The sequence below is a fragment of the Gemmatimonadaceae bacterium genome (assembly GCA_035533015.1).
Classification (GTDB): domain Bacteria; phylum Gemmatimonadota; class Gemmatimonadetes; order Gemmatimonadales; family Gemmatimonadaceae; genus JAGWRI01.
The window spans coordinates 85,106-105,806 of record DATLUQ010000011.1; the positions used below are offsets into that span (position 1 = coordinate 85,106).

20 protein-coding genes are annotated in these 20,701 nt (G+C 68.8%); 10 read left to right on the forward strand and 10 right to left on the reverse strand.

Annotated features, from left to right (window positions below):
- Window positions 1-53 precede the first annotated feature (53 nt).
- The 8 genes from VNF92_01750 to larE all read right to left on the reverse strand — a co-directional run bounded on the left by VNF92_01750 (window position 54) and on the right by larE (window position 7,635).
- Window positions 54-554 carry a YajQ family cyclic di-GMP-binding protein gene (locus VNF92_01750; protein ID HVA56585.1) on the reverse strand — a complete coding sequence of 167 codons (501 nt, stop codon included), beginning with the start codon at window positions 552-554 and terminating at the stop codon, window positions 54-56.
- A 140-nt stretch (window positions 555-694) separates the two neighbouring features.
- On the reverse strand, window positions 695-1,555 hold the full coding sequence (locus tag VNF92_01755; GenBank protein HVA56586.1) for an RNA polymerase sigma factor RpoD/SigA: 861 nt from the start codon (window positions 1,553-1,555) through the stop codon (window positions 695-697).
- An 82-nt stretch (window positions 1,556-1,637) separates the two neighbouring features.
- A complete protein-coding gene (gene lepB, locus VNF92_01760) occupies window positions 1,638-2,429 on the reverse strand; it encodes a signal peptidase I (protein HVA56587.1) in 792 nt (263 codons plus the stop codon).
- A gap of 172 nt (window positions 2,430-2,601) precedes the next feature.
- Entirely contained in the window at window positions 2,602-4,089 is a 1,488-nt protein-coding gene (locus tag VNF92_01765) for an aldehyde dehydrogenase family protein (GenBank protein HVA56588.1), read from the reverse strand.
- 39 nt (window positions 4,090-4,128) lie between these two features.
- Window positions 4,129-4,611 carry a hypothetical protein gene (locus VNF92_01770; protein ID HVA56589.1) on the reverse strand — a complete coding sequence of 161 codons (483 nt, stop codon included), beginning with the start codon at window positions 4,609-4,611 and terminating at the stop codon, window positions 4,129-4,131.
- A gap of 24 nt (window positions 4,612-4,635) precedes the next feature.
- On the reverse strand, window positions 4,636-6,012 hold the full coding sequence (locus VNF92_01775) for a sigma-54 dependent transcriptional regulator (GenBank protein HVA56590.1): 1,377 nt from the start codon (window positions 6,010-6,012) through the stop codon (window positions 4,636-4,638).
- Window positions 6,013-6,087: 75 nt separating this feature from the next.
- Window positions 6,088-6,738, reverse strand: a complete 651-nt coding sequence (locus tag VNF92_01780; protein HVA56591.1) for a hypothetical protein — start codon at window positions 6,736-6,738, stop codon at window positions 6,088-6,090.
- A gap of 3 nt (window positions 6,739-6,741) precedes the next feature.
- A complete protein-coding gene (gene larE / locus VNF92_01785) occupies window positions 6,742-7,635 on the reverse strand; it encodes an ATP-dependent sacrificial sulfur transferase LarE (GenBank protein HVA56592.1) in 894 nt (297 codons plus the stop codon).
- Window positions 7,636-7,908: 273 nt separating this feature from the next.
- Here larE and VNF92_01790 point away from each other — a divergent pair, with 273 nt between their 5' ends.
- The 8 genes from VNF92_01790 (at window position 7,909) to VNF92_01825 (ending at window position 16,340) form a co-directional block, all read left to right on the forward strand.
- Window positions 7,909-9,612, forward strand: a complete 1,704-nt coding sequence (locus tag VNF92_01790; GenBank protein HVA56593.1) for an Ig-like domain-containing protein — start codon at window positions 7,909-7,911, stop codon at window positions 9,610-9,612.
- A gap of 208 nt (window positions 9,613-9,820) precedes the next feature.
- Entirely contained in the window at window positions 9,821-10,750 is a 930-nt protein-coding gene (locus VNF92_01795; protein HVA56594.1) for a hypothetical protein, read from the forward strand.
- A 15-nt stretch (window positions 10,751-10,765) separates the two neighbouring features.
- Complete coding sequence (locus tag VNF92_01800; protein ID HVA56595.1) at window positions 10,766-11,689, forward strand: ABC transporter ATP-binding protein; 924 nt, start codon at window positions 10,766-10,768, stop codon at window positions 11,687-11,689.
- A gap of 14 nt (window positions 11,690-11,703) precedes the next feature.
- Entirely contained in the window at window positions 11,704-12,519 is an 816-nt protein-coding gene (locus VNF92_01805; protein ID HVA56596.1) for an ABC transporter permease, read from the forward strand.
- A 58-nt stretch (window positions 12,520-12,577) separates the two neighbouring features.
- The gene (locus tag VNF92_01810) at window positions 12,578-13,627 is read left to right on the forward strand and encodes a hypothetical protein (protein HVA56597.1); all 1,050 of its coding nucleotides are present in this window, start codon (window positions 12,578-12,580) and stop codon (window positions 13,625-13,627) included.
- A gap of 144 nt (window positions 13,628-13,771) precedes the next feature.
- The gene (locus VNF92_01815) at window positions 13,772-14,224 is read left to right on the forward strand and encodes a DUF6789 family protein (GenBank protein HVA56598.1); all 453 of its coding nucleotides are present in this window, start codon (window positions 13,772-13,774) and stop codon (window positions 14,222-14,224) included.
- 164 nt (window positions 14,225-14,388) lie between these two features.
- The gene (locus VNF92_01820) at window positions 14,389-14,853 is read left to right on the forward strand and encodes a c-type cytochrome (protein ID HVA56599.1); all 465 of its coding nucleotides are present in this window, start codon (window positions 14,389-14,391) and stop codon (window positions 14,851-14,853) included.
- Window positions 14,850-16,340 (forward strand): hypothetical protein, encoded by a 1,491-nt coding sequence (locus VNF92_01825; GenBank protein ID HVA56600.1) that lies wholly within the window; start codon window positions 14,850-14,852, stop codon window positions 16,338-16,340. The genes VNF92_01820 and VNF92_01825 overlap by 4 nt, the downstream gene beginning before the upstream one ends.
- A 104-nt stretch (window positions 16,341-16,444) precedes the next feature.
- Here VNF92_01825 and VNF92_01830 read toward each other — a convergent pair whose 3' ends face one another.
- Together VNF92_01830 and VNF92_01835 are read right to left on the reverse strand one after the other, a co-directional pair.
- The gene (locus VNF92_01830) at window positions 16,445-17,971 is read right to left on the reverse strand and encodes a YifB family Mg chelatase-like AAA ATPase (protein HVA56601.1); all 1,527 of its coding nucleotides are present in this window, start codon (window positions 17,969-17,971) and stop codon (window positions 16,445-16,447) included.
- A gap of 142 nt (window positions 17,972-18,113) precedes the next feature.
- A complete protein-coding gene (locus tag VNF92_01835) occupies window positions 18,114-18,392 on the reverse strand; it encodes a hypothetical protein (protein HVA56602.1) in 279 nt (92 codons plus the stop codon).
- A gap of 207 nt (window positions 18,393-18,599) precedes the next feature.
- Here VNF92_01835 and VNF92_01840 point away from each other — a divergent pair, with 207 nt between their 5' ends.
- A complete protein-coding gene (locus VNF92_01840) occupies window positions 18,600-18,914 on the forward strand; it encodes a hypothetical protein (protein ID HVA56603.1) in 315 nt (104 codons plus the stop codon).
- A 12-nt stretch (window positions 18,915-18,926) separates the two neighbouring features.
- Window positions 18,927-20,699 (forward strand): serine/threonine-protein kinase, encoded by a 1,773-nt coding sequence (locus VNF92_01845; GenBank protein ID HVA56604.1) that lies wholly within the window; start codon window positions 18,927-18,929, stop codon window positions 20,697-20,699.
- Window positions 20,700-20,701 lie beyond the last annotated feature (2 nt).

Genomic DNA, 20,701 nt, shown 5'->3' on the forward strand with positions numbered 1-20,701 from the left:
AGGCTGACGGTAGGACGGCGGGACGGAGCGGTCACCACAACCGGCGGCCGGCGCTAGCGATAATTCCCGAACTGGAGTTCCACGCCGAATTCCTGCCCGCGCAGGAGGGCCATGACCGTCTGCAGATCGTCCCTGGAGGGCGAACTCACGCGAACCTGGTCGCCCTGGATGGCCGCCTGGACCTTCTTGAACTTCGCCTCCTTGATCGCCGCCGCGATCTTCTTGGCGGTGTCGCCGTCAAGCGACGTCTTGAGCTTGACCTCGCGGCGCACGGTGTCGCCGCCCGCGGGCTTGACCTCGCCCACGTCGAGGTTCTTGACCGAGACGCCGCGCTTGATCAGGCGCGTCTGCACGACGTCAAACAGCGATTTCATCTGGAAGTCGCTGTCGGCCACGAGCACGAGCAGGTTCTCGGCGCGTTTGAATTCGATCGTCGCCTTGGAGCCTTTGAAATCGTAGCGCTGGCCGATCTCCTTCTGCGCCTGGTTGATGGCGTTGTCCACTTCCTGAAGGTCGACGCCGGTGGTGATGTCGAAGGATGCAGTGGCGGGCATGAAGAGACCGAAGGAGAGTAGGAGCGAGAAACGGCGCCCGATCAGAATGCACGGATTCGATGGCGACCGCTACCCCGCGGGGCGAACGCAACGGTTCGAGCGACGGGTGTCCGAGCGAGAGGGGTGCCCCTCCTACCCTCCTACCCAAGATACGACTCGAGCGCCCGCGCCCGACTCACGTGCCGCAGGCGACTCAACGCCTTCTCCTTGATCTGGCGCACCCGCTCGCGCGTGATGCCGAGCAGCGCGCCGATCTCCTCGAGCGTCATCGGTTCGGCCTGGTCGCCCAGGCCGAAGTAGAGCCGCAGGATCTTGGATTCGCGCTCCTTGAGATGCGAGAGCGCCTCTTCGATGGACTCGGTGAGCGCCTTCTCGAAGGTCTGCTCGTCGGGCGTGGGGCTGACGTTGTCGGCCAGGTAGTCGAGGAGCTTGTTGTCCTCCCCCGGGGTGAGCGGGGCATCCAGCGAGAGGTGCGTCTGCGAGATGGACATCGTCTTGGCGACTTCTTCCTCGGTGATGTCCATGCCGTCGGCGATCTCGGCGTGGGTGGCTTCGCGCCCCAACTCCTGGAGGAGCACGTTGGCCCGCTTGCCGATGCGGTGCAGGGTGCCGGCACGGTTGAGCGGCACGCGGACGATGCGCGACTGCTCGGCCAGGGCCTGGAGGATCGCCTGGCGGATCCACCACACGGCGTACGAGATGAACTTGATGCCCTTGGTCTCGTCGAATTTGTGCGCAGCGCGGATGAGGCCAAGGTTGCCCTCGTTGATCAGGTCGGAGAGCGAGACACCCTGGTTCTGGTACTTCTTGGCCACCGAGACGACGAAGCGGAGGTTCGACCGCACGAGCTTGTCGAGGGCCTCCTGATCCTGCTTACGGATGCGCCGGGCGAGCGCCACCTCATCTTCGCGCGAGATCAGCGGGTAGGCGCTGATGTCGCGCAAGTACTGATCGAGCGATCCTTCCTCGAACGACGTCTTCTTGGGGCCTGACGAAGGCATACGACCAACGACTCCTGGTGGCGACGTGCTCGGCGCTCGGGTGCGCTACCCGAGCTGGGGCATGGGAGGTGGGACCCGCATGTCAGCGCACGAACTCGCCCAGCCGCTTCCAGCGGACGTGGGTGACCCAGGCCAGAGCCTGGTTCGAGTCCGGCGCGTAACTGTAATAGATCAGGATGGGGCGCCCCGTGACAAGGGAGTCGGGGACGAAACCCCAGTAGCGGCTGTCCAGAGAATTGTCGCGATTGTCGCCAAGCACGAAGAGGTGTTTGGGCGGTACGACGATGGGCCCCCAGTCGTTGCGCGACGGGTGGTAGCTCTGGGCGGCCCCGGCGCTGCGCACCAGGTAGTCACGCTGCCAGGCGAATTCGTCGCCCGACGGATCGCCGGGGGTGTCCTCGCGCCGCACGTACTTCTCGCTCACCGTGTGCCCGTTGCGCACCAGGATGCCATCGTGCATCGACAGCGTGTCGCCCGGCAGTCCCACCAGCCGCTTCACGAAGTTCTTGGTTGGATCCACCGGCCAGTCGAACACGATCACGTCGCCGAATTTGGGATGCTCGAGGGCGGGAAGCCGGTCGTGGGTGAAGGGCACCTCGGCGCCGTACGCCAGCTTGTTGACGAGCAGGAAGTCGCCCACCTGGAGGGTGTTCTCCATGCTCCCCGTGGGGATCTTGAACGCCTCGACGAAGAACGTGCGGATCACCAGGAAGAGCGCGACCGAGATCCAGAAGATCTTGGTCCACTCCCAGAGAAACGCGAGCGGGCGCGACGCGCGGTTCACCTCGCGCAGCGCGTCGACCCGCTGCTCCGGCGTCACGCTCCGCACCGGCGGCGTTGGCGTGTCAGCGGATTCGGTGTCCATCTCGTGCATTCAGCCTCTCGTCCTGCACCTGCATACGCCACGACCGGGAGTGGGCGCGGCACCGCTCGACGTCGGCACCGGCGTATTGCCGACCCGGGTCACGGAGGAATTAACGCGGCCCCCGACGGGATGCAAGCAGGGGCGGCGGACCGCGCCGCACCCCCGGCCCACGCGGATGCGGTCAGTAATTGTCGATCTGCGCCCGCTGCAGCGCCCCCGAGAAGTCCACGTAGCCCACCTTGGTCTCCGAATAAAACTCATATACCTCCCACCCGCCCTCCCGGTGCCCGTTCCCCGTCTGTTTTACCCCACCGAACGGCAAATGGGCCTCGGCCCCGATCGTCGGCGCGTTCACGTACGTGATCCCGTTGTCCAGCTCGTTCAACGCGCGGAAGGCCAGGTTCACATCCCGCGTGTAGAGCGACGACGAGAGCCCGTACTTGACGTCGTTGTTGGTCGCGAACGCTTCGTCGGCCGTATTGACCCGCACCACCGAGAGCACCGGGCCGAAGATCTCCTCCTGCTCGATGCGCATCCCGGCCTGGACGCGGGCAAAGATCGTCGGCTCGAAGTACCACCCCTTCTCCAGCCCACGGCCCGTGGCGCGGCGCCCGCCGCACAGCAGATCGGCCCCTTCCGACTGCCCCACGTCCACATAATGCTCCGTCTTTCGGATCGCGGCTTCGTTGATCATCGGCCCCACGTCGGTGCCCGCCTGACGCCCATCGCCCAGCTTGAGCTTCTTCACCCGGTCCAGGAGCTGGCCCAGGAAGCGATCGTGCACGCCGCTCTGCACGATGAGCCGGCTCGTGGCCGTGCACCGCTGGCCCGTGGTGCCGAACGCGCCCCACAGCACGCCGTCGAGCGCCAGCTCCAGGTCCGCATCGTCGAGCACGATCTGGGCATTCTTCCCGCCCATCTCGAGCGACAGCCGCTTGTGCATGCGCCCGCACGTCTCGCCCACCAGTTTGCCCGTCTCCGTGGACCCGGTGAACGACACAACCGGCACGTCAGGGTGTTCCACGATCGCCTTGCCGGCCTGCTCGCCCATCCCGTGCACGAGCTGCAGCACTTCGGGCGGCACCCCGGCCTCGAGCAGGATCTCGATGAACACGTGCCCGGTGTGCGGCACGTCCTCGGCCGGCTTGAACACGATCGAGTTCCCGCAGAGCAGCGCCGGGAAGATCTTCCAGGTCGGGATGGCCAACGGAAAATTGAATGGCGTGATGATCCCGCATACGCCGATCGGCCGGCGGAAGCTCATCGCCCACTTGTTGCGCAGTTCGCTGGGCACGGTATGCCCGAACAGCCGCCGTCCCTCCGTGGCCGCGTAGTAGGCCGTATCGATCCCCTCCTGCACGTCGCCCCTCGTCTCGGCCAGCGGCTTGCCCATCTCCCGCGTCATCAGGTCGGCGATCTCATCTTTGCGCCGGACCAGGAGGTCGGCGGCGCGCCGCATCGCGTCTCCGCGGGCCGGCGCCGGCGTGCGCTTCCAGAGCTCGAAGCCGCGCCTGGCCGAGTCCACCGCGTGCTGCACGTCCCGCGCGTCGGAACGTGGAAATCGCCCGATCACATCGGCATGGTCGGCCGGGTTCCGGTTCTCGAAGTATTCGCCGCCGGCCGGCTCCACCCACGCCCCACCAATGAAGTTCTTGAACGTTGTCGTCATGGTCTCGAAGTCAGGAGGTTCGCGCCCGCCGTGGCACGATCACTTGCACACCCACCCCGCGGGGTGATTGGCGTCGGGCTTGGCGTAGCCGACGCGGGGCAGTACCTCCATGGAGCCGAGGACCAACCCCCAAAGGAGGATTAGCAGAGAGAGCACGTGGGCGCGAGCCGCACGATGGCGCCAGGTCCAGATGGCGCTCCATCCGCCACTCACCACGACGACCACGACGGCGGCCAGATACGCGGCGAGCCCGACTCCGCAGCGAGCTTGATAAGGCCACATGATCATCGCCACCCCGAGCGCCACCGACAGCGTGAGCCGGGCAAAAACACCGAAGGACCCGGTGGCCTTGCCCGGCTTGGCAGCCGCTCTCCCGGCCGGGGAGGCGGCGTCGGGCGCCGCCTGGCGCAGATCACTCGCTCTGCCCGGCGCCACACCCTTTGGCGGCTCCGGTTCGTCGGCCATCGACCCCAGCTGCTTGTCGATCTTGGCGAGTTCCTTGGACCAGTCTCGTTCGGCCACAGTGGCTCCTTGTGCGGAGGTGGGTCAGTCCGCGATTTCGCGGCTCAGCCCGTACCGCTCGATCTTCTTGTACAGGTTGGAGCGCGGCATCTCGAGTGCTCGCGCCGTTTCCGACACGTTCCAGTCGTACGCCCGCAGCTTCGCGAGCAGGAACACCTGCTCCGACGCGCGCTTGAATTCCTCGTAGGTCCGGCTCTCCATGACGGAGCCCATCGCCGGCCCCGTCGGCGCGCCCCCGTCCGTCCCCACCAACCGCTCGATGTCGCCGGCCGTCACGCGAGGGCCCGCCGAGAGAATCAGCAGCCGCTCGATCGTGTTGCGCAACTCGCGGACATTGCCCGGCCAGTCGCGGGCGGCCAAGAGGGCCATCCCGGCCGGGTCGACGTCGCGAGGCAGCACCCCCTCCCGCTCGGTGAGCACGGAGACGAAGTGCGCCACGAGCAGCGGGATGTCTTCCCGCCGCTCGCGCAGCGCCGGCACGTGCAGCGGCACGACGTTCAGGCGATAGAACAGGTCCTCGCGGAACCGCCCTTCTGCGATCTCCGCTTCCAGGTGCTTGTTCGTGGCGGCCAGGATGCGCACGTCCACCGAAATCGGCTTCGCGCCGCCGATCCGCGTGACCATGCCATCCTGGAGCACGCGCAGCACTTTCGCTTGGGCGGCGAGGCTCATGTCGCCGACCTCGTCCAGAAACAGCGTGCCCCGGTTGGCCTGCTCGAATTTGCCGGCCCGGTCGGCCGTGGCGCCGGTGAACGACCCCTTCATGTGCCCGAACAGTTCGCTCTCGATCAATTCCCCCGGGATGGCCGCGCAGTTGACCTCGACGAACGGCCCGGACGCCCGCGCCGACCGCCGGTGGATGGCACGGGCCACCAGTTCCTTGCCGGTGCCATTCTCTCCGGTGATCAGCACCCGCGCCGGCGTGCCGGCCACCCGGTCGATCTTCTCGATCACGGCGCGCACGGCAGCCGACCGCCCGACGATCTCGTACCGCGACTCGATCGTCTCGCGCAGCCGCGTGTTCTCCTCGTGCAGCGCGAGGTGCGACAGCGCGTTGCGCAGGGTCACGAGAATGCGGTCGGTATCGAGCGGCTTCTCGAGAATGTCGTAGGCGCCGAGCTGCGTGGCCTCGACCGCCGTCTGGATCGTGGCATGCCCGCTGATCATCACGACCACTGCCGCCGGATCGAGTTCGCGAAGACGCCGCAGCGCTTCGAGCCCGTCCATCCCCGCCATCTTCACGTCGAGGAACACGAGTTGGGGCCGCCACCGCTTGTACTCGGCGATCCCGTCGCCGGCGTTGCCCACCCCCCGCACCTCGTACCCCTCGAACTCGAGCAGCTGCGCGAGCGCGGCGCGCACGCCCTGCTCGTCATCGACGATGAGAATGCGCCGGCTCATGAGACGCGCCGTGCGTTGGGGGTCATGCGGGAAAGCTATCGACCCCGCCTGCCCCCGCCAACGACGGCCGGGAACTCACGGCATGCCTTTATACAGCGTGAGATGGCCGTCCGCCACGCGGATGTCCACCAGGTACCTGGGCGTCGCGATCGGCAGTGCGTCGGCGCGCACGCTGTCGAGCCTCGCGCGCTGCGCGATCCGCCCCAGCAGCTTCGGGATCACCGGCCCTGGCACACTCAACGTGCCGAACTTGATCTGGCGCACCTGGAACTCGGTGAGCCCGGGGTGCACGACGTGAAAGGTCCCCACCACCAGCATGCGCTCGCGCGCGCCGAGCATGGACGCCAGCGGGCCGAGCACGCCGCCCCCGTCCAGGTCGCGGATGCGGACGTTCGCCCGCACGTACAGCTCGTTGCCCACCACCGCGGCTTCGGCGCTGTCGGCCTCGTCGGGAAGCTTGTCGAGCAACGCCTTCATCACGTACGCCGACGCATCGCCGGCCGCCACGTTCTGAAACACCGGCCCCTTGACGTGGCTCAGCGTGTCGAGCGCCGCCTGCGCCCGCCGGGCGCCCGCGAGCGTGAGCGGCTGCCAGTGGATCGGCGCCTCGGCCACCGGGGCGGCCGAGTGACGGAAATGGCCCATCCAGCGATCGCGCGTGAGCCACGCGCCGATTCCGAGCAACACGAGCATGACGAGACAGCCGAGCCGTGCGATGCATCCCATGGGTCAGGATTCCCGGGGCGTTGAGGAGTGGGGGTGTTCATCGGTCGGCGTTGCGTCCGACACGCCGGCCAGGATATTGAGCGAACCCGAGCGGTAGCCGCGCGGATCGATCACGACCTCACGGAACCCCGCGGCCCGCACGGCGAAGCGCACCTCGGCCTCGCGCTCCGCCACCAGCCAGCGCGGCAGTTCGCGGGCGGCGATCTCCACGCGCGCCGTCTCGCCGTGGTGCCGCACACGCAGATCGCCCACCACGCCAAGCTGGCGCAGCTGGTCCTCGGCCACCTCCACCTGGCGCAACCGCTCGATCGTGACCGCCGTGCCGTAGGGCAGCCGCGACGACAGGCAGGGCGACGACGGTTGCTCCCAGGTGGGGATGCCCCGCGCCCGCGACCGTTCGCGGATGTCGGCCTTGGTCATTCCCGCCTCGGCGAGCGGCGAGTGTACCGCGTGCTCGCGGCCCGCGCGCGCGCCCGGCCGGTAGTCCCCTCGGTCGTCGGCGTTGGTGCCGTCGGCCACGACGTCGAACCCGCGCTCCTGCGCCGCCGGAATGAGCCGCGTCCACAGCTCCGTCTTGCAGAAGTAGCAGCGGTCCACCGGATTGGCGGTGTACCGCGGGTCGTGCAGCTCATCGGTGTCGATCTCGAGCACCGGCACCCCGAAATCGTCGGCCACGCGTCGCGCCGTGACCCATTGCGCGGCGGGGTAGGACGCACTGCGGCCGATCACGGCGAGCACCGACTTGGCACCCAGCGTCTCCACGGCCACGCACGCCAGGTACGCCGAATCCACTCCCCCGCTGAATCCGATGGCCAAGCGCCCCGTGTTGCGGAGCCAGGCCAGGAGGGTCAGCTCGCGGTCCACGGCGGCGGCCCTACTCGCTGCGTGTTCGGTCATGCCCGAATGGTAGTTTCGCAACCCGCGCCCCGGCAGGGCGCCGGCCCGTCAATCGCTCTCCCCGTCCGCGCCCTTGCGCGGTTCCGACCCTGTTTCGCCCTCCTTCGCTCCTACTGTCCTACTGTTCTACTGTCTTGCCGATATGTGACCTACGCGCTTGACAAATCCTCCGGATGCGCAGGACGTTGTGCCGTCCTGGTGGGGCACGCCAGGTGCACCACCGCGCCGCCGCTTTTCCGGTGGCCGTGCCTCTCGTCTTCCTGATCCCTTTAGATGCTGGCCACTCATCCGCCACGCCTGCTGCGACTCGGCGTTCTCTGCGGTCTCCTCGCGCTCGGCGGGGTGACGTGCACGGAATCGCCCGCGAGCCCCGGCCTCGCGCACGGGGAAACCGCCGTGCTGCGGTTCGCCCCGAGCTTCTCGGCGGCCACGGCGGCGCTCTACGCGGGGCTGGGCAGCTTCGGGCTGACGGTGAACAACGTGCACGTGCACATCGACCATCCTCCCGCGCCGGCGTTCGACACGGTGGTGGTGGTCCCGGCGGGCGCCGACTCACTACCGCTCGCCCTTCCGGTGGTGCTCAACGGGCCCAGTGAAGTCCTCACGGTGCAGGTCGAACTGCGCGACGGCGCCCAGGTGCTGTTTTCGGGCACCCAGACCGTGTTGGCGACGGCAGGATTGACCTCGGGCCCGCCGCCCGCGGTCGTGATCGCCTACGTCGGCCCTGGCGCCGACGCCACGCAGCTCACGATCGCGCCGCGTGATACGGCAATTGGTATAACCGGCGGCGTCCAGTACCGGTTCGACGCGCGGAACGCCCAGAACGTGCCGGACCCGGGCGTGACCGTGGCCTGGAGCGTGGCCGACGGCACGGTCGGAACGATCGCGTCGGGCGGAGCGTTCACCCCCACCGGCAAGGAAGGGCGCACGTTCGTGGTGGGCGCCACGATCAACGGGCTGCGAGACTCGACCACGATCACCGTCACCGCTCCGCCTACCCAATTGATGGTGATCAGCGGCGGCGGCCAGAGCGCGGCAGCGGGAGCCCCGTTGGCCCTGCCGCTCGTCGTCGAAGCGCGTACGGCCGCAGGTACGCCGGTTCCCGGCGTCGCGGTGACGTTCACGCCCCCGGCGAGCGGCGCCGTGGATCCGGCCACCATGGTCACCGACCTCACGGGCCGGGCGCAGACCGTCATGACGTTGGGCCACAGCGCCGGCACGCAGACCTTCGGGGCAACCGCGCCCGGACTCACCGGCGCCAGCGCGACCGAGACGGCCACCGCGGGGGCCGCCACCATGTTGGTCAAAGTCTCGGGCGACGCGCAAACCGACACGGCAAACGCCGCGCTCCCCGTGCCTTTCGTCGTGCGGATCACCGACACGTTCGGCAATCCCGTGGGCGGCGCCATGGTGGATTGGGCACGGATAGCCGGTGGTGGCACCCTGTCGGCGGCGAGTTCCTCGTCCGACAGCACCGGGATGGCGCGGGTGAGCTATACCCTTGGCGCGACCGCGGGCACGGACACGATCACAGCCACCATTCACGGGGTGCCGGCGTCCGCGGCGCTGTTCACGGCCACGGTCGGCGCGCGCGCGGTGTCGATCGCGATCGTATCGGGTGACGGGCAATCCGCGGCGGCCGCCTCGGCCCTCGCCAACCCGCTGGTCGTCCGCGTGCTCGACAGCCACGGCAACGGGGTGGCCGGCGTGACGGTGGGGTGGACCGTGGCCGCCGGCGGGGGCGCGGTCTCGCCCGCCTCGTCCACCACGGACAGCACGGGCGCCGCGCAGGCCACACTCGTGCTCGGGCCCGCGCCCGGCCTCAACACCGTTACGGCACAGGTGGACCCGTCGATCAGCGTGACGTTCTCCGCGACGGGCACCGCCCCGAGCCTCACGCTGGTCCCCGGCTTCATGGAGCCGGGTGCGTTCGGGCCAAGCGCTCGGCCGGCCCGCAGTGGTCGGCCTATCTTATAACGCAAATACTCGCCGAGCGGATGCGGCCGTCGATCGCCGCACAGATGACGCGAAGCTTGCACGCGAACGAGCATAAGCTGACGCCGGGCTGACATTTTTCGCGCGCGTCGCATCGTGGCTACCGCGCGCCGTGCACGGGGCTTATACATCGCACAACCGCTGCGCACCAACGCACGGTCCCCCCGCATCGCACGATCGAGGCCCTGTCATGACCGGATCCAACACCGCGCCGCGCGCATTGCGGTGGATGGCGATCGTCCCGCTCGTTCTGGTGGTGTGGGGCGCGACCACCGCCGCCGGCCGGAACGCGCGCCGCGCATTCTTCGCATCGCTGCGCATCGCGCGCCCGCAGAGCGTCACGGTGAACGTCCCCGCGTTCTCGGGACCCACCGGGTCGCACCGCCTCCAGGACGCGGTGGCCGACATGCTCGCCGACAGCGTGCACGTGGCCCGAGAGGCCCCTGACACGACGGTGCACGACGTCGCCGCGGCCGCGCGACTCGCCGGATTCGTCCCCGCGCTCATCACGGCTCGCGCCGACACGCCCCTGGTGTCGGTGCTCGGTGCGCGGTCGATCACGATGAGGGTGAACCACGCCCAGCTGGTCGCCGTGCTGGCGGAAGCCGGCCTCTCGAGCGCCGCGGCACCGGCGACCGTCGACGGCACCACGCTCACCATCGATACGCCGGCGGGCATCGGCATGCAGTACGGCCACTGCCCCGTGGTCGAAGGCCAGACGCTCACCAACCAGATCGCCCAACGGCCGCCCGCGTCCACCGACACGGGTGACTGCGTCGTGGTCGAACAGCGGCCCGTGGTCGCCGCGCAGGTGCCGCCCGGGCTCGACATGCAGCTCCTTGCCGGCGTGGCCGTCGAGGTGGCCGGCATGAGCCCCAACCAGGAGCGCGATTTCCAGTCGGCGTTCCCATGGGCTGCGTCGCTCGCTCTCACGATGCCGCGGTTCATCCGATCGTACGAGATGACGCGGGTGAACGGCGCGCCGGCCATGCTGCTCAACACCGCCGGCCGGCGTGGCCCCAACTACGAACTGCTGTGGACCGCGGGCGGCCGCGCCTTCACGCTCACCGGCTACGGCAATTCGGCCGACGCCGCGCGACTCGCCGCCTCGATTCGCTGACGCGAGGACCTGCCCGTGACCACCACCACCCCCGCCATCGAGACGCGCGAACTCCGCAAGGTGTTCGGCTCGCAGGTGGCCGTGCGCAGCCTCTCGCTCCATGTGCCGCGCGGACAGATCTTCGGATTCCTCGGCCCCAACGGCGCCGGCAAGAGTACCTCGATCAAGATGCTCCTCGGCCTCGTGCGCCCCACTGCCGGAACGGCGTTCGTGCTCGGCGCGCCGGTGGGCGACGTGGACATTCGTCGCCGGATCGGCTTCCTGCCCGAAGACTTTCGCTTCTATGAATGGCTCACCGCCACCGAGCTGGTGCGGCTGCACGGGCGCTTGTGCGGCATGAGCGCCGCGCGCCTGCGCACCAGGGTCGGCGAGGTGCTCGACATGGTGGGCCTCGCCCCGCACCGCCACCGGACGCTGCGCGGGTTCTCCAAGGGCATGCTCCAGCGCATCGGGCTGGCCCAGGCGCTGGTCCACGAGCCGGACCTCATCTTTCTCGACGAACCGACGTCGGGACTCGATCCGATGGGCCGGCGCATGGTGCGCGATCTGCTGCGCGCCGAGCGGGAGCGCGGCGCGACGGTGTTTCTCAATTCGCACCTACTGAGCGAGATCGAGGTCACCTGCGACCACGTCGCGTTCATCAAGGATGGCGAGGTCGTCGCCAATCGCGACCTCGCCACGGCCTGGCAGGACGAGGTCCGCGTGGTCGTCCACGCGCACCACGTCTCCGACGGCGCGATGGCCGGCCTGGTCCAGTGGGCGTCGGCGCCGCGGCTGGAGGGCGATCAACTCCAATTCAGCGTGGCGACGGAGGACGTCCTGCCCGACGTCGTGCGACATCTCGTGGGGGCCGGCGCGGACGTTTTCCGCGTGACGCCCGAACACATCTCGCTCGAAGAGGTGTTCGTGACGCTGGTCGGGGAGGATCGGGGACTATGAACGGGATATGGATCATGGCTGGCGTCACGCTGCGCGAGGCGGTGCGCCGGAAGATTCTGTGGACGGCGCTCATCGCGGGGGCCTTGCTGCTCGCCGTGTTCGCGGTGGCCATGCATCTGCAGGTGGTGGAATTCCAGGGCCGCGCGATGTCGCCCTTCGTGCGCTATCAGGTCGAGGCCGGCATGCTCATGATCGGCCTCTACACCTGCGATCTCTTGGCCGTCGTGCTCACGATCCTCACCTCGATCGACACGCTGGCCGGCGAGATCAGCTCGGGCACCATTCAGGCCATCGCCACCAAGCCCATCGCGCGGTGGCAGATCCTCGTCGGCAAGTACCTCGGGTTCGTGGGCATGATCGTGGCGTACGTCGCGGTCACATTCGGCGCCACGATCTGGGTGGCCCACGCCACGACCGGCATGCTGCCGCTGCACCCAGTGCGCGGCTTGGTCCTCATCGTATTCGAGTGCGTGTTGGCCCTGGCCCTCACCTTTCTGTTCGGCACCTGGTTCTCCACGCTCACCAACGGCGTGCTCGTGCTGGGCCTGCAGGGGGTGGCCTTCATGGGCGGCTGGCTCGAACAGGTGAGCGGATTTTCGCAGAGCGTGCACATCGTGACGCTCGGCATCGCGTCGAGTCTCGTCATGCCGGGCGAATCGCTCTGGCGCCGGGCGGCGTACGAGATGCAGACCCCGCTGGCCGGGTCGCTCTCGTTCTCGCCGTTCGCCAACGTGTCCATACCGAGCCTGGTAGCCGTGGCCTACGCGGGCATCTACCTGGCCGTCGCGCTCGGAATCGCGATATACCATTTCCAGCGGCGCGACCTGTGAGCCCAGGCGATCGGTAGTCGCCGCTCACGTTCGTCCGTTGCTCCTACAGGAGGGTGTCATGCGTCGGTCTGTGGCAGTTGCGGTGCTCGGCCTCGCGGTGTTCGCCGCAGCCGGTTCAGCCCAGGAAGCGTCCACGGGTCCATACAAGGTCCTGCGGGCGGTCAAGGCCGGTGGCGAGGGTGGGTTCGACTACGTGTATGCCGACCCGGCCGGCCAGCGGCTCTACATCCCGCGATCGGGCCCCGATGGCCGGATCACGGTGTTCGACCTGCCGTCACTAACGTCGGCCGGGGAGATCGCCGGCGTGAACGCCCACGGAGTGGCCGTCGACCTGGCATCCCACCACGCCTTCGCGAGCAGCAAGCCGGTGGCCGAGTGGGATACGCGAACGTTGAAAATGATCAAGACCATCGACGTCGAGGGTGGACCCGACGGAATTCTCCTTGACCCATTCAATCACCGCGTGTGGGTCTTCAGCCACCGGGCGCCCAACGCCACGGTCATCGACGCCGCCACGGGCACCGTGGTCGATACCGTGGATCTCGGCGGCGCGCCGGAACAGGCCGTGACCGACGGCGCGGGGCATCTGTACGTCGATCTCGAGAACAAGGACAAGATTGCGGTGGTCGACGCGCGCACGTTGAGGGTGACGGCCGATTACGACCTGGCGGGCAAGGGGGGCGGGCCCGGGGGGCTCGCGTTCGACGTCAAGCACCACGTGCTGTTCGCCGCCTGCCACAATCCGGCCACGATGGTCATCCTGGACTCCGACAACGGCCACGTCCTGGCCACCCTCCCGATCGGTGAAGGCACCGACGGCGCGACGTTCAACCCGGTCACCGACGAGGCCTTCAGTTCGAACCGCGACGGAACGCTCACCGTCATCAAGGAGAGCAGCCCCACGAGCTTCTCCGTCGAGCAGAACCTCAAGACGATGTCATGGGCCAAGACGCTGACGTTCGACGTGAAGTCGGGGACGATCTATCTCATCGCCGCCGACATCACGATCACGCCTCCACCGGCCGGGCAGGCGGCGCGGGGGCGCGGCGGGCGCGGCCGGTTCGAGATGGCCCCCGGGTCATTTACCATCCTCGAAGTGGGGCGGTAGGGACGGCGGGGGAGTACCGCCCCCGGGAATCGATGGCCATTCACGTCCCGCTAAGATCGGCGCCGCTTTCTTGCGGTGCCGGTCTCGCGGCGGCATATGATCGCCCCCAACGACGTCTGGCTTTCCTTTTCCGAGGGTGCTGACATGGACACCAAGCGTGCCGCCGCCGCGGGCCTCATCGCAACCGGTGCGATGACGGCTCTCCTGATGGTCGAACCCTCCATCGGGCTCCCGCAGATCGCGATGGGAGAGACGCTGAGCAGCACGATGACCGCGATCTCCTCGCACACCGCGGTCGGTCCGGCCGGGGGATGGCTGGTGGACTTCGTGGTGGGCATCCTGTTCGCGATGTTCTACGCCGCCTATCTGGAACACCGGCTCCCAGGCACGCCGTTTCTGCGCGGGCTGCTCTTCGGGTGCGTCGTGTTCGTGCTGGCTCAACTGATATTCGCACCGCTCTCGGGGAACGGCCTGTTCTCCCACGGCGACGTCGAAATGCTGGTGGGCGGACTGCTCGGACACCTCGTATACGGCGGCGTGGTCGGCTATGTCTACGGCGGTGCCGGGGCGCTCCCGGAGACCGCAAGCGGCCGATAACGGCCGCCCCCCGGGGCTTCCGGAAATCCTTGGGGCTTTGTCAGGGGCTTCTCCACACGACGGCGGCGATTCTCCGACGGCGCGGAATGAGTTGAAAAGGCAAGTTCCCGTCGCATGACGAATCAACTAATTGACTCACGTCGCCTTCGGGAGGACTGAAGCTTATGGGACTGTTCACCGTGCTTCCCCGACTTGCGCTCGCCGCCGCCATGGCGGCCGGCGGTGGGAAGCACCCTGCGGCCGCGTTGCCGGGGCCGGCCGCCCTGCCTGACACGGGAGCGATGGTTGCGCACCCCCTACCGGCGGCCACCGCACTGTCTGACCCTGACGACGCGAAAGTGACGGCGGCCATGGTGGATGCGGGACGTGGTATCTTTCACGGACAGGGCGGCTGCTTCGCCTGCCACGGAGCAAGCCTCCAGGGATCGGCCGTTGCGCCGCCTCTCGACAAGCACGGCAAGCCCTGGCTTGCGGCCAAGGGAGGGAGCTTCGCCGCCATCCTGCAAGTCGTCACGCACGGTGTTCCGGGTACGATCATGGTCGCACACCCCAACGGCATCAGCGACGCCATCGCCGCTGAGGTCGCTGCGTACGTGTGGGCCGTCAACCATAAAGGAGCCAAACCATGACCGCCGCATTCCAGAGTTCCAGTGTCCGGCTGCCGCGCCGCATGACCGCCGGACCTTCGCGACTGATGCTGGCCCTGGCGATCCTCGCCTGGCCTGCCGCCGCCCGCGCGGACGGCTCGGCCCGTGACGCCGGCGCGCCGGCCGCCGCTGTGGGCGCGCGCGCCGACCGGGCGGTGCTCGGCAGCCGTTTGCTCTCGGCCCTCGCCAACGTGCACGCCAACATTCCGGCGTTCTCCCGGCAGACCGGCCTGGCCTGCAGCGTGTGCCACTATCAGTTCCCGGCTCTCACACCGTTCGGCCGCATGTTCAAGCTCAACGGCTACACGATGACCGGATTGGCGACGATCGTCGCCCAGAAGGACTCGACGAGTGAGCCCAGCCTCAAGCTGCTCACGGTTCCGCCTATGGCGGCGATGTTCGTGGGCTCGGTGAGCAATACCGCGAAGGCCGCGCCCGGTACGCAGAACGGCACGGTCCAGTTCCCCGACCAGGCGAGCCTGTTCATCGGCGGCGCGATCACGCCCACCGTCGGGATCTTCTCGCAGTTCACGTATGCGGCCGCCGACGGGACGTTCGGCGTGGACAACATCGACCTCCGCTACGCCGCTCACCACGACATCAGCGGACACGACCTGCTGTTCGGCCTGACGCTCAACAACAACCCGACGGTGCAGGACGTCTGGAATACCGTGCCCGCCTGGAGCGCGCCGTATATGAGTTCCGAAGTCGCACCCGGCGCCATTGCCAGCACGGTCATCGATGGCACCCTGGGCCAGGCCGTGGTCGGGCTCGGCGCGTATTCGCTGCTGGACAACCACCTGTACACGGAGCTGACCCTGTATCGTTCCGCGCCGCAGGGCGCCGCGCTGCCGCTCGACTCCTCGGCCGTGAACACCACGGACGGTGTCGCACCGTACTGGCGCATCGCCTGGCAGCAGCAGATGAGCCAGGACTACCTGATGCTCGGCACGTTCGGCCTGCACACGCAGCTCTATCCGGCCGGCGTGAGCGGAGCCACCAATCAGTTCACCGATTATGGGTTCGACGCGCAATACGAACATCCCTCGGGGGACGGCGCAATCATCGGCCACGCGACGTACATCCATGAGACCCAGAATCGCGTTGCCGACGTGACCGCCAGCAGTCCCGCCGCCGAGTTCCAGAGCGGCAACCTCTCCACGTTCAAGGCGAACGTGGCGCTCGCCACGTCGCTCACGTACGGCGCATCGCTCGGATACTTCCAGACCACCGGCAGCAACGACGCGATTCTCTACCAGCCCGGCGCCGTGAGCGGCAGCGCTACCGGCAGCCCCAACACGCAGGGCATGGTCGGGGAACTGAGCTACAACGTCTGGCAGAACGTCCGCCTCGCCGTGCAGTACGTGGCGTACACGAAGTTCAACGGATCGAGCACCGGCTACGATGGATTCGGCCGCTCGGCCTCGGACAACAACACGCTGTACACGTACCTGTGGTTGGCGTTCTAGCGTCGCACCGAACCCGTCCATGCACGGTTCGTGACGGCTGATACACGCCACGGTTGAACGCCCCGGTAAGCCTCGGCTTCCCGGGGCGTTCGCTCGTTGGCGGACTACTGCAGGCGCGGCCGGTACCGTAGCGCTTCGGCCACGTGCGGGGGCGCCACCGCCTCGTCGCCCGCCAGATCGGCGATCGTACGCGCCACTTTGATCACGCGGTGGTACGCGCGGGCCGACAACCGCAGCGCGTCGGCCGCACTCGTCAGGACCTGGCGCGCCTCGCGCCCGAGTCCACCACGGCGATCCAGCCAGCCCCCGGCCGCGTGCGCGTTGCATTGCCAGTGATCGGTATCCTGGTAGCGTCGGCGCTGGCGGATTCGGGCACCATCCACGCGGGCACGGATCGCTGCCGACGCGTCGCCGCCCCGGCTCACATCCTCCCCCAACAGGTGCATCGGCACCGGGCCGACGGTCACGTGCATGTCGATGCGGTCGAGCAGCGGCCCGGACAACCGCCCCCGGTACCGCTGCACCTCGCTCTCCGCGCACACGCAAGGCTGCGGGCCGGTGGACCCGTGGTGGCCGCAGGGACAGGGGTTCATCGCACCGACCAGCGTGAATCGGGCCGGGAACGACACCGCCTGCATGGCTCGGGCGATCACCACGCGCCCGTCCTCCATGGGCTGTCGCAGCGCCTCGAGCACGTAGCGGGGAAATTCCGGCATCTCGTCCAGGAATAGCACGCCGTGGTGCGCCAGGCTGACCTCGCCGGGACGCGGCGTGCTTCCGCCGCCGACGAGTCCGGCCGTGGAAATCGTGTGATGCGGTGCGCGGAAGGGCCGAACGCCGCACCACGCGCCGTTGCCGTTGGTCAGCCCGGCCACGGAGTGGATGGCCGTGACCTGGAGTGCCTCTTCGTTCGTGAGCGCTGGCAGGATGGTGGGCAAGCGGCGGGCGAGCATGGTCTTGCCCGCGCCGGGCGGGCCGACGAGCAGCACGTTGTGCCCGCCCGCCGCGGCAATTTCCAGCGCGCGCTTGGCGCTCTCCTGCCCAACGACGTCGCTGAAATCAGCCGGCTCGATGCCCACGGGCGCGACGAGCGCGGGCACCGCCGGCGCCGGCAGGGCGCCGGCGCGCAGCCATTCCACGAGCTGCGGCAGCGACTCGGGGGCGCACAGCGGCACGCCGCCGGCCAGCGCCGCCTCGGCGACATTGTCGCGCGGCAGGACGAGCGTGCGCCCTGCGCCGTGGGATGCCAACCGGCGCGCCACCGGCAGGAGCCCCCGCACCGCGCGCACACTCCCGTCCAGTCCCAATTCGCCGAGGACGACGAGCCGCTGCGCGATCGTATCGGGCACGACGCCGAGCGCGGAGAGTAGCCCGATGGCGATCGGGAGGTCGAATGCTGCGCCCGTCTTGTGAACGTCGGCCGGCGAGAGCCCCACCGTCACGCGCCGCGGCGGGAGCGCAAGTCCCGAATTGGCCACCGCCGCGATCACCCGTTCGCGACTCTCCTTGACCGAGCTGGACGCGAGGCCAACGATGCTCCATTGCGGCAACCCGGGCGATACGTCCACCTCGACGGTGACGTCATAGGCGTCGATGCCGAGTACGGCGGCCGAGCGAATGGCGGCAAGCATTGGCGTAAGGTCGGATCGCGCCCCGCAGGACCGTCATCGCTTTCTCGCGACCGGCGTCGATCCCATGCGGCCATGCAAAAGGGCGCCCGTGAGGACGCCCTTCCCCGTTCCTCCATCCGACCGTCGGGCCGCCGCGAACGTGTTACCCGGAGGTCAACCGCCTACGGATTTCGCGGGAGCCGTTCGCTACCCCGAACGCAACGCCGGCGCCGAACAGGATGGCCGTTCCGCCACCCACCACCGGCAGCAGCCAGACGATCGGTGCGGCGACGAGCCCTGCGACCACGCCGGCGATGATCGGCGCTTTCAGCGTGTGGACGCCGTCCACGTAGCGCAACTTCTCTTCGACGAACCGTCGCGCGGTGAGATATCCGAAGATGGTAGCTGCCGCCGTAGCGACAATTCCGATGAGGTGGATCACGCGATCTCCCAGTAGCGGTCTCTGCGCCATCGTACGCGGTTCCGGGGCACCGGGTTTCATCGCGACGCGACCGTGACGCGGCGCCCTAGTGTCCCTTCTCGCAGTCCGATAGTTTCTCACGGCAACGGTGCGGCAGCCGCCCGGTCCGCGTCCCGCTCTGGGTACCGACCCGCCGACCCCGACTTTCGCCACCTCCGGAGACGCTCGATGTTCACGTTGCGCGTGGTCCGACACGACCGGCCAGAGCAGGTGCTCGCGGAATGCCTGAGTGCCGTGGCTCCGGCGGCGGGTGAAACGCTGCAACTCGATCCGCTCGACGCCAGCGGCGAACTGGCCGGTCCCAGTACGTGCTGGCGAGTGGTCGCCGTCACCCTGCACGTGCCGTCGGCCAAGTCCGCCCGCCCGCGCGACGGGCGGCCGCTCGAGGTGAAGCTGGTGGACGTCACCGTGCGGCCCGACGTCGTCGAGATCCCCGAGTTGGCCCGCGCGGCCGAGCACATCCTCTCCGAATCCCGGTTGTAAGGTGAGCCCAGCGTGACACCCGCGGCCTCGTCCGAACCGTACACGGTCACCCATGAGCTGCCGCCGCACTTGGCGAATTGGGAGCTTCCGCCCAACTGGGCGTGGGGCGCCGAAGGTCTGCATCTCGGGCACCGGCATTATCAAGAACTGATCGACGCGCTCGGCCGGTCGCTCTCGCTGGTCACGGCGCCCGATCCGACGCACGCGCCCTGGCTCGAGTCCGAGGCGCGCCATCTGGCGCACCTGAGCCACCCGGCGGCGCCCACCACGTACCACTACTGGGCAACGTACGGCGTGTCTCGCCACGGCCCGGGGTATCTGCGCCGCTGGATCGCCGGCGAAACCATCGGTGCCCGGGTGCGCCGCGCCGGCGCCGATGACGTCCCCGCGATGCTGCGATTGCTGCGCGAGCTGGGGTCGGCGCTCAGCTATCTGCACGACGCCGGCACCACCCACGGGGCCGTTTCCGCGGAGACGGTCTGGATCGCGCCGATGGGGCGGCTCTGGATGCTTGGCTGGGAATGGGCCGTGCCGTTCGCCGACATTCCCGAAGGCCAGTCGCCAGATCCCGCCTCGATGGCGTCGCCGCAGGAGTGGCAACGCGCCGGGTGGATTCCCACCGTGCTCAGCGACCAGTGGCAGTTGGCGTCGCTCTGTTTCTTCTCGCTCACCGGTGAACGCCCACCACCGCGCGACGTGCCGCCGATCTCGCTCGTGCGCCCCGACTGCCCCAGGTCGGTGGCCGAAGTGCTCGACCGTGCGCTGCGCGAGCATCCCGAGGAGCGGTTCCCGAGCGTCGCGGCCATGCTGCGCGCCGTGGATCGCGTGGTCGGCAGCCGGACGATGCTGATGCTCGGCGACGACGAGTCCGAGGGGCCCAACGAGTCGGAGGAGGCCCGCCTGCGTTGGGCCCTTGGCGACGACTACGACGTGCTGGCGCCGCTCGGCTCTGGATCGTTCGGCTCGGTGTGGCGCGTGCGCGACCTGTCGCTGGGCCGCGAGGTGGCGCTCAAGCTGCTGCATCCCTACATCGCGCGCGATGAGGTGGCGGTGAGCCGGTTCCGTCGAGAGGCACAGTTGGCCGCCCAACTCGCGCATCCGGCGATCGTTCCGATCTACGACTTCGATTCGCGGGGCAAGGTGGCGTGGTACACCATGGAACTCGCCGAGGCGGGCTCGGTGGCCGAACTCGTGCAGCGCGCCGGCCCGCGTCCGCTGGCCGAGATCGCCCCGCGCGTGGACCTCGTGCTCGACGGCCTGGCCGCGGCGCATTCCATCGGCGTCGTGCACCGCGATCTCAAGCCCGAGAACGTGGTCATCGACCGCTACCGCCGCTGGCGCATTGCCGACTTCGGGATCGCGAACATCTGGGGGGAGGATCCGGCCGACGCAGGCGGCACGCCGGCGTTCGCGCCGCCCGAGCAGTTGCTCGGTGAAACGCAGGACACCGCCGCGGACTGCTATTCCCTGGCCGCGATCGTGTACTTCGCGCTCTCGGGAACGCCGCCGTACGGCGAGACCGAGGTGCGCTCCATTCTGGCCCGCGCCCTGGCGCGCGACGTGGACCTGTCCGCGTTTCCGGACGAGATCGCCGACTGGCTGCGCCGCGGGCTCGACCCCGAGGTATCCAAGCGGTTCCAGGACGCGGCCGTGATGCAGCGCGCATGGCGCGAGGCGGTGCGCGCCGTGGCACAACGCGAGCGGCGTGCCCCATGGTGGCGCCGCTGGCTTGGCGGCGAGGACGTCGGGGGGCTCTGGGGCTCGGACGAGCCGGCGGGGGCATGACC